This is a genomic window from Morganella sp. B601 (assembly GCF_051172335.1).
GTDB classification, from domain to species: Bacteria; Pseudomonadota; Gammaproteobacteria; order Enterobacterales; family Enterobacteriaceae; genus Morganella; species Morganella morganii.
In genome coordinates, this window is the sequence record NZ_JBPIZE010000002.1 from 299,583 (window position 1) to 314,701 (window position 15,119).

Consider the following 15,119-nt stretch of genomic DNA (forward strand, 5'->3'; position numbering starts at 1 on the left):
AGCAGAGCCGGCCGCGGATGTCAGGCAGTTTTTTTCGGACGCTTAATACTTATCACCGCCAGTGCCAGCACAATCATCACAATCCCGGCGGTTTCTGTGCTGCCCGGCTCCTCATCCAGCAACCACCATGAGAACAGCACACCGCAGACCGGCACCGCCAGTGTGCTCAGGCTGGCAATCCCCGCCGGTAATTTTCTCAGGACAAACAGCCATAAACTCCAGGCAACGGCGGTCGCCAGAATAGCGCTGTAACTCAGTGCCCAGAAGACATAGGGCTGCCAGTCAATCGTGCGCTGCGGTACCAGCAGCGCCACCAGGGTCATAATAATTGCGGCATACACCATCTGCCAGGTGGTGAGAGAGAGTAAATCCACCTGCGGATAGCGGCTGTAGAGTTTTTTCGCCACAATCGCGCTCGCCCCCCAGCTGATACCGGATGCCACGGCCAGAAAGGCACTTTTCATAGAGGCGAAATCGAGCGTCCAGGGCTGGATCACACACAACAATCCGGCACCGGCAACTGAAATAGCCGCATACTGGAGGCGGCGCATCCGCTCACCGAGCAGTACTGCCGCCATAATCACCACCCAGAACGGCATGGTATAACTGAGGATCGCTACTTTCCCCGCACCGCCGCTGACCAGCGCCCATTGTGCCAGCCCGACCATACCGCAGGTCTGAAGGACGGCGATCCCCAGAGTGTAGCGGAATGGCGTAAAGCGGATTTTCCGCCCCATCGCGCGTTCGCGGATATACAGCACCAGTAATAACATAATGGCGCTGAACACACAGCGCATCGCCGTAAAGTCAAACGCACCAATATAGTGCGTGACCTGCTTCATTGCGATCCAGCTGTAACTCCAGATCAGTGTTAAAATGACCAGGCCGGCAATGGCGATGGCATTGTCTTTTTCCCGTAAAGCCATAATATCCTGTGACCACTTCACGGCAGTATCAGTCTGTACCCCGCGTGCGGCTCCTGTTTTTATAATATCATAACCGGAATAATATACCGGATGCCCGCAGATGGACTGATCTCATGCAATCTGCATTTCTGCCAGTTTACACCCGGTTTGAAAGAAGGGAAAAGATCAATACACAACAACAGGTATTTATTGCTCTGCGGCAACCAGCATCCACCTGCCGGTGGGATTGCATTCCTGAATTACATAAAATTTACTAATGATTAGCCATCGTATTTCTTATATTTTCAATACGTTCATTAATATCAGAAGGAAGAACAGGTGTTAAATATGACGCAATTTTCCCCGGCATTTTCCCTGTTGCAATGCTGTCTGAACCTGAATGAATATAAGCCTTGATTTATGCTGCCAGGTATAACCCCACAGCCTCACTCAAGCATCACAATACTATCAATTTTCCACAGTCCTTTCTGCTGAATCAGTTTTACCCGGAATGACCGCAGCGGCTCCGGTGCTTTACCCAGTGTGATGCGCACAGTAGCTGTATCCCGGGTTTGTGATTCAGTATGTGCCGCGCGCTCTGTCATCCATGAATCAGGATAATCCTGTGACTTGGTGTAATAATTGACATCATTTTCCACCCAGTGCTCTCCCCACAGACAGATATAACTATGTGCGGTTTCTTTGCAGGGCCGCGGCTGGTCGCAGAACGCCTGATCAGTGCCCGGGCCATCAAAATTACAACTGAGGGATTCACTGATGCTTTCCTGCAACGCCGGGCTGACATACAAATCCTGGCTTTTTACGTAACCATCAGAAGGCGGATCCTGCAAATTGAGACGGTAGAAATCCGATACCACATTTTCCGGTGATAATTGTGCGGCAACCGCTGATAACGGTAATAGCAGGGACAAAAACAGCGGGTGGTATTTTGTTGTTTTCATGATTGATTTTCCATTCTCCCTGACAGCGCCAGATGCTGTAACAGCATAATCGTTTTGCCATCATTTATTTCACCGCTTTTGATCGCGGCGAGAGCCTGCGGGAACGGCATTTCCAGCACTTCCACATCTTCGCCCTCTTCCGGCAGGCCGCCGCCGGCTGTCTGCCGGTTATTGTCTTCATATTCGGCAATAAAAAAGTAAAGTTTTTCGGTGACGGATCCCGGACTCATAAAGGCTTCAAAGACTTTTTCAACATCGGTAATGCGAAAACCAGTCTCTTCCTCTGCTTCCGCTTTGATGCGGGATACCGGATCCTGCTCTTCCAGCAGACCGGCAGCCGCTTCAATCAGAAAGCCGTCATGGCCGTTGACATATACCGGCAGACGAAACTGACGGATCAGAATGACGCTGTTTTTCTGACGGTTATACAGCAGAATAACCGCGCCGTTACCACGGTCATAGACTTCCCGCTCCAGACGCTGGCGGGTGCCGTCGCGGCGCAGATAATCAACAACATATTTTTTGAGGATATACCAGTTATCGGAAAGCGTGATGGTATCAATAATACGGACAGTGCTCTGTTCGGAAGTCATAGTTCACCGGATGTCAGCGAAATTGCAGGTTTGCAGAACACTCTAATCGCTTTATCCGTCCCCGGCAATGGCAAAACTGCCAGCATTATTTGCAGGCATATTAATGCTGACGATATAATCTGCCGCAGATAATCCACACACAAGGCGGGTTGCATGAGTGACACTCAGGCACTGAGTTACAGCGAATTACATACAATATCCGATGCAGATATCGCACAAATTAATGAATTAATTATCACCACCTGGGATTACCGCAGCTGGATCCCGAAAGAGAAAGTGCTGCCGATGGCGGAATTTTTGCTGGATGATGTCATTCTGACCTCATCACGGATTTTTGTGGTGCGGGATGGCGGTACCATCGCCGGTATTATGGCGGTCACGGCATCTGCCGATTTGCGGGAGAAAGTCCGCGCCAAAACCCGTCAGTATTCTGCCCTGAAAAATATTATTGCCCGCGACCTGCAGGAAGAAACCCTGTTTGATATGTATCTGAATACGCTGATTATCAACGGAAATCTGCTGGCTTCCTGTGACGGGAATTTCGATGCCTCTCTGAATTTGTTTATGATAGATGCCCGCTTCCGGGGACACGGTATTGGTAACCGGCTCTGGCAGCTGGCGATGGAGTATCTGCGGGGAAAACAGTCCGCCCGCTATTTCCTCTGGACAGACAGTGATTCCGATTTCGGTTTTTATGAGCACAAAGGATTACAGCGTATCGCCGCACAAGCCTATGACTGGGGCGGTCATGACGTGACTGAAACCTATTATGTTTATGCCGGGGAACTCCCTGCTCTGTCCTGATGCATCCAGCTGTCCCACGGCGGATCAAGCGGCAGCTTATCCGCCAGAAAATCAATAAAGGTGCGGATTTTCGGGGCATGGGTATGCGCCGGGCTGTAAAGTACATAGAGCGCGAACGGTGTGGTTTTCGGATTGTAATCCAGTAATACCGGCAGTAATTCACCGTTATCAATATAATTTCCCAGCATATAGGTCGGCAGACAGACAATCCCCTGATGACAGCGCGCCGCCTCCAGTAATCCCAGGCTGCTGTTGACCTCAATCATATTGTTGATCGCCAGCGGATAAGCCACGCCGTCTTTATCATTCATCCGCCAGGTGTCCGGAATATTCGGATTAATTAAACAATTGTGCCGGGCAATATCCGCCGGTGACTGCGGGATCCCGTTTTGTTCAAAATAATGACGGCTGCCGCAATAGATCCAATTTATATTGCACAATTTCCGTAATGCAAAATTTTCCGGGGGATGACTGGTAATACGCAGTGCAATATCAAAGTCAGTTTCATTTAAATTAATTAATGCATCGTTCAGATCAACTGATAAGCTGACCTGCGGATTTATTTCCCGGTATTCGCTGTAAAGCCGCATTAAATGGCAGACGCCGAAGGCAATTGAACAGGTTATTTTTAGCTGTCCCTGTGCGTGCTGATAAAAACTCGCTGTATTCACTAATGAATCATCGAGATCTGTCAGTAACTGTTGCGCCCTCTGCAATAAATAACGCCCGGCTTCAGTCAGGATAAAATTGCGGGTGGTTCGTTTCAGCAGAACCACACCGAGCTGCTCTTCCAGCTGCTGTAAGCCACGGCTGACAGACGACGGCGTTACATTGAGTTTTCGTGCCGCACCGCTGAAACTGTTGCACTCCACAATTTTGATAAACAGCTCCAGATGGCGAAAAATCGCGTAGCTGTCAATTTTTGCTTTAAACGCAAAAGTGTTTTTATTTATTAGCATAGTCGTGCCCTGTTCAGCCTGCGTGTTACCCCTTACTATAACAATGGTTTTATAACACTGTATCCATACAACATAAATATATTCACGTTGTTCCTGACTTTTTAAATAATTAAATCTATAACGTTGAGGAATTGACTATGCAAGACAGCATTCAGACAGGTGCAAATGCAAATAGTGATTTAAAAAAGATACCCTTTACCAAATATGATGCCGGATGGGTTGTATTATGTATCGGGATGGCGATCGGTTCCGGGATTGTTTTTATGCCGGTTCAGATCGGTATTAAAGGTATCTGGGTATTTATTGCCGCCACATTATTGTCATATCCGGCGATTTACTGGCTGCAGAATTTATATCTGCGGACATTATCGGAATCGGAAGAATGTGAAGATTATGCCAGCGTTATCACGCAGTATCTGGGGAAAAACTGGGGAGTAGCCCTTGGTATCGCCTACTTCCTGATGCTGCTGCACGGCATGTTCTCCTATTCGCTCGCCGTGACCTTTGACAGTGCCTCCTACATCAAAACATTCGGTTTAACAGAAGGTTTGTTATCAGATTCGGTGTGGTACGGGCTGATTATCCTGACGGTTCTGGTGGCTATCGCCGCACAGGGGGAGCGCCTGTTATTTAAGGTCTCCGGCCCGATGGTAATAGTGAAATTCGGGATTATCGTATTACTCGGGATTGTAATGGTGCCTTACTGGAACTTTGCCAATATCAGCGCATTCCCGGATTTCCTGCCGTTCCTGCGGGATGTGTTCCTAACATTGCCGTTTACCCTGTTCTCCATTCTGTTCGTGCAGATTTTAAGCCCGATGAATATTGCTTACCGCAGACTGGAAAAAGACAAGCGTATCGCAACTTACCGCGCGGTACGGGCAAACCGGGTGGCGTATATTATCCTGGCCGTTGCTGTTCTGTTCTTTGCCTTCTCGTTTACGTTCTCGATAAGCCATGACCAGGCTGTCTCCGCGTTTGAGCAGAACATTTCAGCACTGGCGATTGCCGCACAGGTAATTCCGGGGGCGGTTGTTAAAGTGATGACCGCAATGCTGAATATTTTCGCCATTCTGACCGCGTTTCTCGGCATTTATCTGGGTTTCCAGGAAGCAATCAAAGGCATCGTGGTGAATATCCTGACCCGCTTTATGCCGCAGGAGCGTATTAATCAGACCGTGCTGCATTACGGTGTGTGTATCGGGGTGATTCTGTCCCTGTGGTTCTGGGTCTCCACCCGCTTCTCGATTCTGTTCTTTATGCAGCTCGGCGGGCCGTTATTCGGTGTGGTTTCCTGCCTGATCCCGTGCTATCTGGTTTACCGCGTGCCGGTCTTACATAAATTCAAAGGTGCAACAGTCTGGTTTATTATCTTCTTCGGCGTGCTGTTGTGTCTCTCTCCGTTCTTTAAGTTTTTCGAATGACGCTGTAAATGAATAATGACGTATTACGCGTGAGGATGTTATGACTAAAAAAACCGTTTCAGATTTTCATATTGATACACAGATAACGCAGCTGGGACGCGACCCGGCGTCTCAGTCCGGTTTTGTTAATGCTCCGGTTTACCGGGGATCTACCGTGGTTTTCCCGACTATGGATGCCCTGCTCAATAACCGGGCTGAGTTTAACTACGGCACTGCGGGCACGCCGACCATTAAGAACCTCGAGCAATCCTGGAGCGCCCTTGCGGGCGCCGAAGGAACCGTGCTGTCACCGTCCGGGCTGGGCGCCATTGTGCTGGCGCTGCTGACCACACTGAAAAGCGGCGATAACCTGCTGATGCCGGACAGTGTTTATCGTCCGACCCGCAATTTCTGCCGTGGTCTGCTGGAAAAAATGGGGATCACCATCACCTATTACGACCCGATGATCGGCGGTGACATTGAATCTCTGATAAAAAGCAACACCAGCACGATTTTCCTGGAGTCCCCGGGATCGCAAAGCTTTGAGGTTCAGGATGTGCCGGCCATCACGGCGGTGGCTAAAAAATACAATATCGCGACGATTATTGATAACACCTGGGCAACCCCGCTGTTTTTCCGGGCGCATGATATGGGCTGCGACCTCTCCCTTGAGGCCGGTACCAAATATCTGGGCGGTCATTCCGATCTGCTGATGGGAATTGTCTCCGCCAACGCGGAATGGTGGCCGAAACTGCGGGAAACCTATGATCTGATGGCAATGCTGCCGGGGGCGGAAGATTGTTTCCTGGCACTGCGCGGACTGCGAACCCTGTCAATCCGCCTGAAAGAAGCGCAGTCACGGGCGCTGGATATTGCACACTGGCTGAAATCACGTCCGGAAGTGATCCGCGTGCTGCATCCGGCCTTTGAGGACTGCCCGGGGCACGAGATCTGGAAACGTGACTTCACCGGCTCTTCCGGCCTGTTCTCTGTGGTGTTGGATCCGAAATTTACACAGGATGATGTCGGCAGATTGCTGGACGGCCTTTCCATCTTCGGCATGGGTTATTCCTGGGGCGGTTTTGAAAGCCTGATCACGCCGTTTGATTGCGCGGAATACCGTACCGTCACACAGTGGAATCCGGGCGGACGGACACTGCGCCTGCAAATCGGGCTGGAAGATGTTGATGACCTGAAGCGTGATTTGGCGGATGGATTTGCGCGTATGGCGCATTGATATTCCGCCGGAAAAAAACAATAGTAAGGTATACCGAAAAACCTGCATTTTGCAGGTTTTTTGTTGAACGGAATCAACAAATGCCCTTAATCAGAACTTACCTTACCGATATTTCCGGACTTATCATCTATATAGTCCTCACCTGGCTCAGTCTGAATTTTTTCAGTATCAGTGAATATAACCAGAATCCGGGCAAAAAAAATGCCGCACTGAATGCGGCAATTAAGTCATGAGGGTATTATATTAATACTACATAACATTGATAAGCCAGCCAGCCGAGTACGGCACCTGCCGGTAAATCAATAATATAATGCTGTTTGGTGAACATGCAGGATAAGGCGATTAACAGCGGGAACATGAATACCCATGGTCCGAGTGTGGCATAGGCCAGCAGCGCGGTTAATGTGGCAACAGAGACGTGCATGCTCGGGAAACAGTTGGATGTATCGTCGAATTTCTGCACAAACAGCAGGAATTTTTCGGACGCTTTCTTCCCGGTATTCATTTCACGCCAGTGCGGCGGCGTGGCAACCGGATACACCACAAAGAAAAACATCTGCATCAGTAACAGGATAACATAGCTGAATACGATGATGATAAACTGACGTGAATCCTGAATAATCCAGTTCAGATAGAGAATCGCCGGATAATAAAGAAAGCTGTAGATCCAGGACCACCAGGGCCAGAAAGGAATTTTTTCATCCAGTGCAAAGTTAAATGTTTTAACCGGCCTGACCATATGACGTTGCGTAAAGAAATAAAACTGATAGACACCTACGATAATAATACCACTAAGCACCAGGTGAATAACCCTGTCGATAAACATCATCTGAAAATTTCCTTTTAAAAAAAATCAATTAAACTGCTTTTCTGATTTTCAGCACACCGTGTTTTAGCATACCAGGGCACGAAATACTATCGTGTCAATTTATGTTAAATTGTAAAATCAGAATAATATCAAGGTACTACAGTCATTTATCACAATAAGGAAAATTCCTAAATTTCAGGAAAAATAGTGTCACTCTATTGATTTGACGGATAATATTTTATAAATCCTTCAGGTTCCGGTTTAATTTATCCGGCAGGCTGTTTTAAAAGCGTAAAACCAGCAGGTAACTTTTTATGTCAGCAATGCCGGATATTCCGCGTACCGCTATCATTTTTCTGCTTACCGGGATTCAGAAACAGAGCTGAATGCTTACCCGGACAGTGAATATCACCCGCAGGTTATGAAAAAACCACTGTAATAGCATTTCTCATAAATCTGATAGAAATTAGTCTGTTACCGGCAGATAAGCAGCCATAAACTGATTTCCCCTTATCTGTTTATTATCTGCCGGAGAAACATTATGACTCAGACTTCTGCCTTTCACCTTGCCGCAGAAAGTACCCAGCCACAACTACATATGCTGACGTTACAGGCACTGAATATGATCCCGCCCGCCTCTTTCGCTGTACCAGCCACTTCACCGCAGGGAATTGCCACCACCATTCTCAGCATGGTGCTGAAACTGGTTTATAAAAAAATGACAGAGCCAAAGGAAGTGGATGTTATTGGTATTATTCAGGAAACACTGATGAAAAATACCTCTGAATGGCTGGAATCAGAATATCAGGCCGTCCGCAAAGATGCCGAAAGTCTGCAGGATGCTATCAGTTCCTGGCAGAATTCACCGACAGAAGAGGCGCGCCAGCTGATTGTGGTACGCAATAAGATTGCCATCGCAAGTATGAGCCGCTTATGCATTCTCAGCATCGATACCGCAAAAAGAATAGGTATTGTCCGGCTGTGCGGCGTGTGTGCCCTGTCCTGCCTGCTCTATTTCTTTACACTGCGCGATACCCTGGTATTCGGCAAGAACTGGGGCTATTCCTCTGATATGCTGGAAAAATACAGCAAAACCCTGACGGAACAGGCGGATATTATGTTTAAAGACGTGCTGACTGCAGAAATCAATAATTACACCGAAAACGATGATTTTTATGATCCGGAAAGCCAGGCCAAACGCTCCGTTATTTACTGGACATCCGGGTACACCAATATTCAGGATCATCTGGCTTACGGCGCGCAGCAAAAATCCACCAGGGTCTGTTCTGAACGCAGCGATATCGCTGCCAATCCGGTTAATGCTGAAAACCATATGGTTTATCTCGGCAATCTGTTCCTGACCGCCGGAAATTCTTCTGCTAACGGCAGCTACAATTATTTATCCGCCGCCGAACCCCGCAGTTATGACAGAGTCGGAGACCCGGTCACACTGCCGGTCAGAAGCGCCGGGCAGTACCATATCCGCCTGTACTATGCCTATATGACCAATTCCCTTAGTTTCGATTATGAAACTCAGTTGCGGATTGAACAGGCCGGAAAAATTGTTACCGATACCCATCTGACAGATTTAACCAAAACGGTGCTGACACCGTATAAATCCGGCTCAAATTACGGCCCGGTCATTTACCGGGAGACCCGGGTGAACCTTGAGGAAGGCGATATTGTGCTGACATTACATGAGGACCGTTCCCTTTCCGGCGGCGGGTTGCTGCAGCATATTGAATTTGTGAAAGTATAATAGGTGATATTACCGTCACCGGAAAACCGGTGACGGTATGTCCGGATCACTCCGGTTGCAGAATGTCCGTGATCTGCTGCGGCGTCAGCGTAATCCCATAAAACGTCTGATAAAACGCGGCTGTTTCATTTCTCATATCAATATCCGCAAAGGTATCCGGATACAGCACCGTGGCCAGCCAGAGGAACTGCAATGCCTCCTCTGACGTTTCGCGGCACCACCAGAACATACCGCGCGGATTGGTATATACCCGCCCGTTACGCACGGCATCAATTGACTGCCATTGCGGTGATTGCTGAATAAATTCCGCATCCCGCCGGTTCATCGCAATAATCACCTGCGGATCAGCCGCGATAATCTGCTCTGATGATACCTCTCCGTTAGCACTGCTGTGTGCCGGAAACCAGTTTTCTGCCACATTGACCGCGCCGGCCAGATCCATCCAGTCCTGATTGAGCGACGGCCGCCCGGAGGTATACAGCGGGTTTCCCATGCTGTGATACACCCGCAGACGGGCAGACGCCGGAACATTTTTCAGTCGTTCCTGCACCCGGAGGATATTGTCACGGAAATAGCGCTCATATTGCGCCGCCTTCTCTGCCGCATCCGAGCCAAGCGCCTCGCCGGTCAGTTTTACCCGCTCCCGCAGTGCATCCATACTGTTGGCTTTAAAGGCCAGCACACGGACACCGGCCTGTGCCAGCACCGCCTGCTGCGGAACGCGGATCCCGTCATGAATAAATAAAATATCTGTTCGCAGGCTCAGAATTTGTTCGATATTCAGCTCATTTCCGCCGGTGGTACCGATGACCGGTACATTGTCAATCTGCGGCAGCATCTGACGGAACAGCGGGATCTGTTTGGCAACCCGCGAGGTTCCGGTGATATTACCGCCGTAACCCAGCATCATAATAATCGCATTCTGCGCCGGCCACGGTGTTGCTATCCGCAGTGCCGGTTCCGGCGGCACTTCTGCCGGGGCACTGAAGACACAGGTACTGACAAATAACAGGCATAACGCTGATAAATAGTGCCGCATCACGCTGCCTCCGTGTTAAAAATCAAATGATACGGTGGCCCGGAATTCACGGCCTGCACCGGTAAAAGCATTGGCGCCGCCATTTTTGCCGTTACTGTTGCCCGGGAAGATAGAAGCCCAGTAATGCTCATTGGTAACGTTATCCGCAGAGATCCGCAGTGTGACCGGCACATTTTCTATCTGAGTGGTATAGCGGGCACCGAGATCCAGTGTGGTATAGCTGTCCGCCCAGCTGGTGTTGGTATCATTTGCCGCCCGTTTGCCGGTGTAATGAATGTTGGCACTGTATACCCACTGCGGAACAGATGGCAGACTGTATTCCATCAGCAGGTTTGCCTGTACTTTCGGTACCCCGACAACCCGTTTATCCTCAGTTTTGTTATTACCCGTATCCGTCAGCTCTGCTTTCAGGAACGTGACACCACTGTAGATATTCAGCCCCTGCCAGACATTGCCGGTGGCGGTCAGTTCCAGCCCGTCATTTACCTGTTCGCCCTGTTTTTTAAAGATCTGGTCGCTGTCGGTATAGGCAAACGGCCGTTTCAGACGGAAAACCGCGGCACTCAGGTTCATATTGCCGGTATTGGCTTTAATACCCCATTCATATTGTGTACTGCGGTACGGGCTGAGTGTTTCACCCCGGTTTTTGACTTTATCATCATCCGGCGCGGTATCCCCCGGCTGGAGAGAATCGGCATAACTGATATAAGTCATCACATCGGGGGTGATTTTGTACATCAGCGCCATATTCGGGCTGGTACCGGTCTGCTGATCGCGGTCAGTTTTGTGTCCCTGTTTATCGAAGTTACGGGTCGTGATCCAGCTCTGACTGACATACACCATGGCAGACCATTGCGGGTTAAAAGTGACAGTGTCACCAATAATAATGCTCTGCTGCTGGTTTTCACTGGCTTTGTAACGTTCCCCGCCGGTTCTGATGCGTCCATCGGAAGGTTCGGTCATGGAAGACGGGTCATACATATTGGTATTGCCGAGCTGAAAGGTTTTACCCCGCTCTTTGGCACTGTAAATTGACCAGGTATAACCGGTGGTGGCGAGAGCAACATCATGGTTTACCGAACCGGTATCAAACTGACCGTTCAGGGTAAGATTATTACTCAGCACGCGGAAACGACCGGCTGCCGGAGAATCCGTGATCGAGCGGCTGATAGTCCCTTTGCTGTCCAGAATTTGCGACGAAACAGAGCGCATTGCCCGATCTGCCTGCTGATAGCCGATACCGCCGCTCAGTGACCAGTTATCATTCATATAGTGGGTGAAACGGGTACTGACGGAATCTGTCGTCAGGTCATTACCGGCGGTATTCAGTGCAAGGTCAGGGTTGGAGCTGTCCGGCGCATTCGGTAAATCAATATCCGGGCCGTAACCAAAGCTGCCGGGAAATCCTTTGGTCACAAAATGATAGTGACTGGCATCCAGCTGTATCTGTGTTCCCGGCCGGATCTGCCAGTCCAGGGCAACTGCGGCCAGCTGACGGCGTATTTTACTGTTCCGGACATAGCCTTCACCCTCTTCATCCAGTAAATTCAGGCGGTAGCCGAAAGTCTTCTCTTCATCCGCCTGACCGCCAAGATCCAGATGCGCACTGTAAGCATTACGGTTCTGATACCCTACCGTCACCCGGTGCAGCGGATCCTGTGTCGGCCGTTTAGAGATAAAATTAAACTGACCGGAAGGGCTCGCCGGGCCGTAAATTGCGCCGGTCAGGCTGTTCACTGCATCCAGCCGCTCCAGCATTTCCACCGGAAACGCGGTGGTGGAGACAATATTCAGGCCGTTCAGCCTGCTGTTCTCCACCACGCTGCCCTGCATACCCCGGCTCTGCGGACGACCCACATCCATACCGCCGCGGGCCTGCATCTGAGAAGACGGCAGATATTTCAGCATTTCACTGACACTTTTACTTTGCTGATTGCGGATCATCGCTTCGCTGACCGTATTGCTGCTGTAGGGAATATCCAGCCACTGGCGGGTACCGAGCGGCCCCATATCAATATCGGTCGCCACAAAACCGGCACCGGCTTGTGTTTGCGGGGTGATATGAGAAGGCTTGTCCGTCACAATTATGGTATCTGCCAGTGCCTGCTGCGCCGGAAAAAGGGCAACAGAAATCAGCGCTGGCAGCAGTGCCCGCGAAATATATTTAGTCGTCATAGAACCATCCGTTATCGTTTTACTGTTATCGTTATATATTTGCATATATAGCGCAAATGATATTGATTTTCGCTTCGGGTAAACGTGATCGGTATCAATGAGTTCCGGAAGAGATAATTTCTTTCGTTATTATTACTTTTTGCTATATATCGGGCTGAGAATGCACCCCGTCAGTGCCGTGGCGCAAAACAATAACGCGGTAACTGCAGGTAATAATATCTGACTATCCTGATGTGCCGCTGCCACCGGTAATAAAATAAAGATGCTCAGATTATTCATGCTTTCTGACAATGCCAGAGCCTCTTCTTTGCGTGTTCCGGCATGCTCAGCAATGATGGCTGTACTGACGGGAGCGGCAATCCCCGGGGCGCATCCCTGCAATAACATCCACAACATCATCCCGGGAAGCCCGCCTAATTGTTCTGCAATCAGTGCAAAAACAGATGGGATCAGCGCAGCAGACGCCAGACCACCCAGAATACGCAAGCCCACAGCCACACTGAAACACGATGCCAGTGCCAGAGCGATACCATCTGCCACAAACAGCAATAATGCGGCACGCAACATCCGGTAACGGCCGATACGGTCTGATAATCATCCCAGCACCGGTGCAGCCACTGCATACGATAAGGTATACACCGCAATCAGCCATGAGGCTTGCGCGGGTGTGACATCAAATGCAGCCGCCAGCGGCGTGAGCATCGGTGAAACCATAATTCAGTAACGCCGGTAAAAAATACTGTGAATGCCAGTACCGGCAATGTATAAGGTGAAATCATAAAAATCCTGTATAACAAAATGAAAATAAACGGGTTACGGATTGAATTCATTCATCAGGGGAAGGTAAAACAGGCGAAATGACAGGCAGACTGAGGATGTACTGCAGATAAACAGCAGCATATTCAGAGGATAAATAAGAGGAATGTAAAACAGAGCGGAAAACACAGAAGGTAAAAAATACAAAACCGGCAGAGGATACCGGCGGGTATGGTATCAGGAATACCGGCTGCCGGAAACCCGGCAGCATCAGTGTCAACTATAATCAGTTCTGTTTTTGCTGCCAGAAATCATACAGTGACGTCTCACCTTCCGGTTTTTGCTGTGTAAAAGAGAAGCCCGGCTGTTCATGCGGATCTGCCCGTAATGCCAATGCGATGGATGCTGTTGATAAACCGTAAGGTTCCGCATCTGCATTGGAATAAGCATAGACAGCACGGGGCACACCCGCCATCCGCATTGCAGCCAGGCACATCGGGCATGGCTGTCCGCTGGCATACACCACACAATCTTCCAGCCGGGTCTGCCGGAGGTGGTTACCAGCATGACGCAGAGCCAGCAATTCCGCATGAGCGGTTGGGTCATGCAGCTCAGACATCTGATTAACCCCTTCACCGACAATTTTTCCGTCTCTGACCACAACGGCCCCAAACGGGCGTCCGCCTTTTTCGGCATTCCGGCGGGCCAGTGCTATCGCCTGAGCCAGAAATTCACTATCTGTCATCAGTTATTCCTTATGATTGATTAACGGGGGATTCCCATACCGCTTTTCCCTGCCATTGTGTTTCCAGTGTATTGAGAAATTCGCGGACTTTCGGCGCCAGAAATTGTTTTGACGGATATACCGCACATACAGGTTCGCCCGGCGGTGTAAATGCAGTCAGTACCGGCTGCAATACCCCTTTCGCTACCTGAGGCCCGGCCAGAAAAGCGCCCAACTGGCAAATTCCGCCATCAGCCAGTGCAGCATCAAGAACCGCGCCGGTATCTCCCAGACTGAACCGGCCACTGACCGGATACAACTGAACGTTTTTATCCCGCATAAACTGCCAGGGAACACTTCGTCCCCGGTGGCGGAAGATAAGACACTCATGTGCTGCTAACTGTTCCGGTGCTTCCGGTATACCGTGCCGTTCCAGATAACCCGGTGACGCACAGGTCACCAGGCGATGCGGCGCCAGAACTTTGCGCACCAGGCGGCTGTCATCATTACCGCCGATACGCACGGCCACATCAATACCTTCCTGAACCAGATCACAGTAATCATCCGAAAAACTGACATCAATATCAACATCGGGCCATTGTGCGGCATACTGTTGTATTACCGGCATCACATAATTGCGGCCAAAGACTACAGGGACAGCAACCCGCAATGTGCCGGAAGGTTTTTGTCTGCCTTCATATAACGCATTTTCCGCATCATCCACCTCGGATAATATCCGTTTGGCATGCAGATAAAAACGTTCACCCTCTTCCGTGAGACGCAACCGCCGTGTGGTCCGGTGAAGCAGACGGGTACTGACACGATTTTCCAGGCGCTGAAGGCACTTTCCGGCAGCGGAACGTGAAATCTGTAATTTTTCAGCTGCCGATGTGAAATTACCGGTTTCACTGACCCGTACAAAAACCAGCACATCGAATAAGTTATCCAGCAGTAAACCATTTTTATCTGCCACGATTTGTCCCCGGTATTTGGCC

At 49.7% G+C, this 15,119-nt stretch carries 14 protein-coding genes; 4 read left to right on the forward strand and 10 right to left on the reverse strand.

The window, feature by feature from the left end:
- Nucleotides 1-20: 20 nt before the first annotated feature.
- The 3 genes from ACSBQN_RS06100 to ACSBQN_RS06110 all read right to left on the reverse strand — a co-directional run bounded on the left by ACSBQN_RS06100 (nt 21) and on the right by ACSBQN_RS06110 (nt 2,460).
- A complete protein-coding gene (locus ACSBQN_RS06100) occupies nt 21-926 on the reverse strand; it encodes a DMT family transporter (RefSeq protein WP_024473075.1) in 906 nt (301 codons plus the stop codon).
- A gap of 425 nt (nt 927-1,351) precedes the next feature.
- Complete coding sequence (locus tag ACSBQN_RS06105) at nt 1,352-1,867, reverse strand: DUF3828 domain-containing protein (RefSeq protein WP_024473076.1); 516 nt, start codon at nt 1,865-1,867, stop codon at nt 1,352-1,354.
- The gene (locus ACSBQN_RS06110; protein ID WP_036408001.1) at nt 1,864-2,460 is read right to left on the reverse strand and encodes an NUDIX domain-containing protein; all 597 of its coding nucleotides are present in this window, start codon (nt 2,458-2,460) and stop codon (nt 1,864-1,866) included. The genes ACSBQN_RS06105 and ACSBQN_RS06110 overlap by 4 nt, the downstream gene beginning before the upstream one ends.
- A gap of 153 nt (nt 2,461-2,613) precedes the next feature.
- Between ACSBQN_RS06110 and ACSBQN_RS06115 the strand changes: the two genes are divergently transcribed.
- Nucleotides 2,614-3,264: a GNAT family N-acetyltransferase gene (locus ACSBQN_RS06115; protein ID WP_024473077.1), complete on the forward strand. Its 651-nt coding sequence runs from the start codon at nt 2,614-2,616 to the stop codon at nt 3,262-3,264.
- On the opposite strand, the gene ACSBQN_RS06120 is transcribed toward ACSBQN_RS06115, so the two are convergent.
- A complete protein-coding gene (locus tag ACSBQN_RS06120; protein WP_024473078.1) occupies nt 3,234-4,223 on the reverse strand; it encodes a LysR family transcriptional regulator in 990 nt (329 codons plus the stop codon). The two genes, ACSBQN_RS06115 and ACSBQN_RS06120, sit on opposite strands and share 31 nt — an antisense overlap.
- Nucleotides 4,224-4,360: 137 nt before the next feature.
- On the opposite strand from ACSBQN_RS06120, the gene ACSBQN_RS06125 reads away from it, so the two are divergent.
- Nucleotides 4,361-5,647, forward strand: a complete 1,287-nt coding sequence (locus ACSBQN_RS06125) for an amino acid permease (RefSeq protein ID WP_036408003.1) — start codon at nt 4,361-4,363, stop codon at nt 5,645-5,647.
- 40 nt (nt 5,648-5,687) lie between these two features.
- Nucleotides 5,688-6,863, forward strand: coding sequence for a cystathionine beta-lyase (gene metC / locus ACSBQN_RS06130; RefSeq protein ID WP_004237615.1), 1,176 nt, complete (start codon nt 5,688-5,690; stop codon nt 6,861-6,863).
- A 238-nt stretch (nt 6,864-7,101) separates the two neighbouring features.
- Here metC and ACSBQN_RS06135 read toward each other — a convergent pair whose 3' ends face one another.
- The gene (locus ACSBQN_RS06135) at nt 7,102-7,692 is read right to left on the reverse strand and encodes a phosphatase PAP2 family protein (RefSeq protein ID WP_024473080.1); all 591 of its coding nucleotides are present in this window, start codon (nt 7,690-7,692) and stop codon (nt 7,102-7,104) included.
- Between the two features lie 520 nt (nt 7,693-8,212).
- Between ACSBQN_RS06135 and ACSBQN_RS06140 the strand changes: the two genes are divergently transcribed.
- Nucleotides 8,213-9,430 (forward strand): hypothetical protein, encoded by a 1,218-nt coding sequence (locus tag ACSBQN_RS06140; protein WP_354632764.1) that lies wholly within the window; start codon nt 8,213-8,215, stop codon nt 9,428-9,430.
- A gap of 46 nt (nt 9,431-9,476) precedes the next feature.
- Here the strand turns inward: ACSBQN_RS06140 and ACSBQN_RS06145 are convergent, their stop codons facing one another.
- The 5 genes from ACSBQN_RS06145 to ACSBQN_RS06165 form a co-directional block, all read right to left on the reverse strand.
- Entirely contained in the window at nt 9,477-10,469 is a 993-nt protein-coding gene (locus ACSBQN_RS06145; protein ID WP_354632763.1) for an ABC transporter substrate-binding protein, read from the reverse strand.
- A gap of 15 nt (nt 10,470-10,484) precedes the next feature.
- Nucleotides 10,485-12,644 carry a TonB-dependent receptor gene (locus tag ACSBQN_RS06150; RefSeq protein ID WP_152696262.1) on the reverse strand — a complete coding sequence of 720 codons (2,160 nt, stop codon included), beginning with the start codon at nt 12,642-12,644 and terminating at the stop codon, nt 10,485-10,487.
- Nucleotides 12,645-12,776: 132 nt separating this feature from the next.
- Nucleotides 12,777-13,211, reverse strand: a complete 435-nt coding sequence (locus ACSBQN_RS06155) for a hypothetical protein (protein WP_250211507.1) — start codon at nt 13,209-13,211, stop codon at nt 12,777-12,779.
- Between the two features lie 475 nt (nt 13,212-13,686).
- A complete protein-coding gene (locus ACSBQN_RS06160; RefSeq protein ID WP_024473086.1) occupies nt 13,687-14,145 on the reverse strand; it encodes a nucleoside deaminase in 459 nt (152 codons plus the stop codon).
- Between the two features lie 10 nt (nt 14,146-14,155).
- A complete protein-coding gene (locus ACSBQN_RS06165; protein WP_036408012.1) occupies nt 14,156-15,097 on the reverse strand; it encodes a LysR family transcriptional regulator in 942 nt (313 codons plus the stop codon).
- Nucleotides 15,098-15,119 lie beyond the last annotated feature (22 nt).

Coding starts and splice junctions, on each gene's coding strand:
- ACSBQN_RS06100 (WP_024473075.1), bottom strand. CDS start 926: ATGGCTTTACGGGAAAAAGACAATGCCATCGCCATTGCCGGCCTGGTC.
- ACSBQN_RS06105 (WP_024473076.1), bottom strand. CDS start 1,867: ATGAAAACAACAAAATACCACCCGCTGTTTTTGTCCCTGCTATTACCG.
- ACSBQN_RS06110 (WP_036408001.1), bottom strand. CDS start 2,460: ATGACTTCCGAACAGAGCACTGTCCGTATTATTGATACCATCACGCTT.
- ACSBQN_RS06115 (WP_024473077.1), top strand. CDS start 2,614: ATGAGTGACACTCAGGCACTGAGTTACAGCGAATTACATACAATATCC.
- ACSBQN_RS06120 (WP_024473078.1), bottom strand. CDS start 4,223: ATGCTAATAAATAAAAACACTTTTGCGTTTAAAGCAAAAATTGACAGC.
- ACSBQN_RS06125 (WP_036408003.1), top strand. CDS start 4,361: ATGCAAGACAGCATTCAGACAGGTGCAAATGCAAATAGTGATTTAAAA.
- metC (WP_004237615.1), top strand. CDS start 5,688: ATGACTAAAAAAACCGTTTCAGATTTTCATATTGATACACAGATAACG.
- ACSBQN_RS06135 (WP_024473080.1), bottom strand. CDS start 7,692: ATGATGTTTATCGACAGGGTTATTCACCTGGTGCTTAGTGGTATTATT.
- ACSBQN_RS06140 (WP_354632764.1), top strand. CDS start 8,213: ATGACTCAGACTTCTGCCTTTCACCTTGCCGCAGAAAGTACCCAGCCA.
- ACSBQN_RS06145 (WP_354632763.1), bottom strand. CDS start 10,469: ATGCGGCACTATTTATCAGCGTTATGCCTGTTATTTGTCAGTACCTGT.
- ACSBQN_RS06150 (WP_152696262.1), bottom strand. CDS start 12,644: ATGACGACTAAATATATTTCGCGGGCACTGCTGCCAGCGCTGATTTCT.
- ACSBQN_RS06155 (WP_250211507.1), bottom strand. CDS start 13,211: ATGTTGCGTGCCGCATTATTGCTGTTTGTGGCAGATGGTATCGCTCTG.
- ACSBQN_RS06160 (WP_024473086.1), bottom strand. CDS start 14,145: ATGACAGATAGTGAATTTCTGGCTCAGGCGATAGCACTGGCCCGCCGG.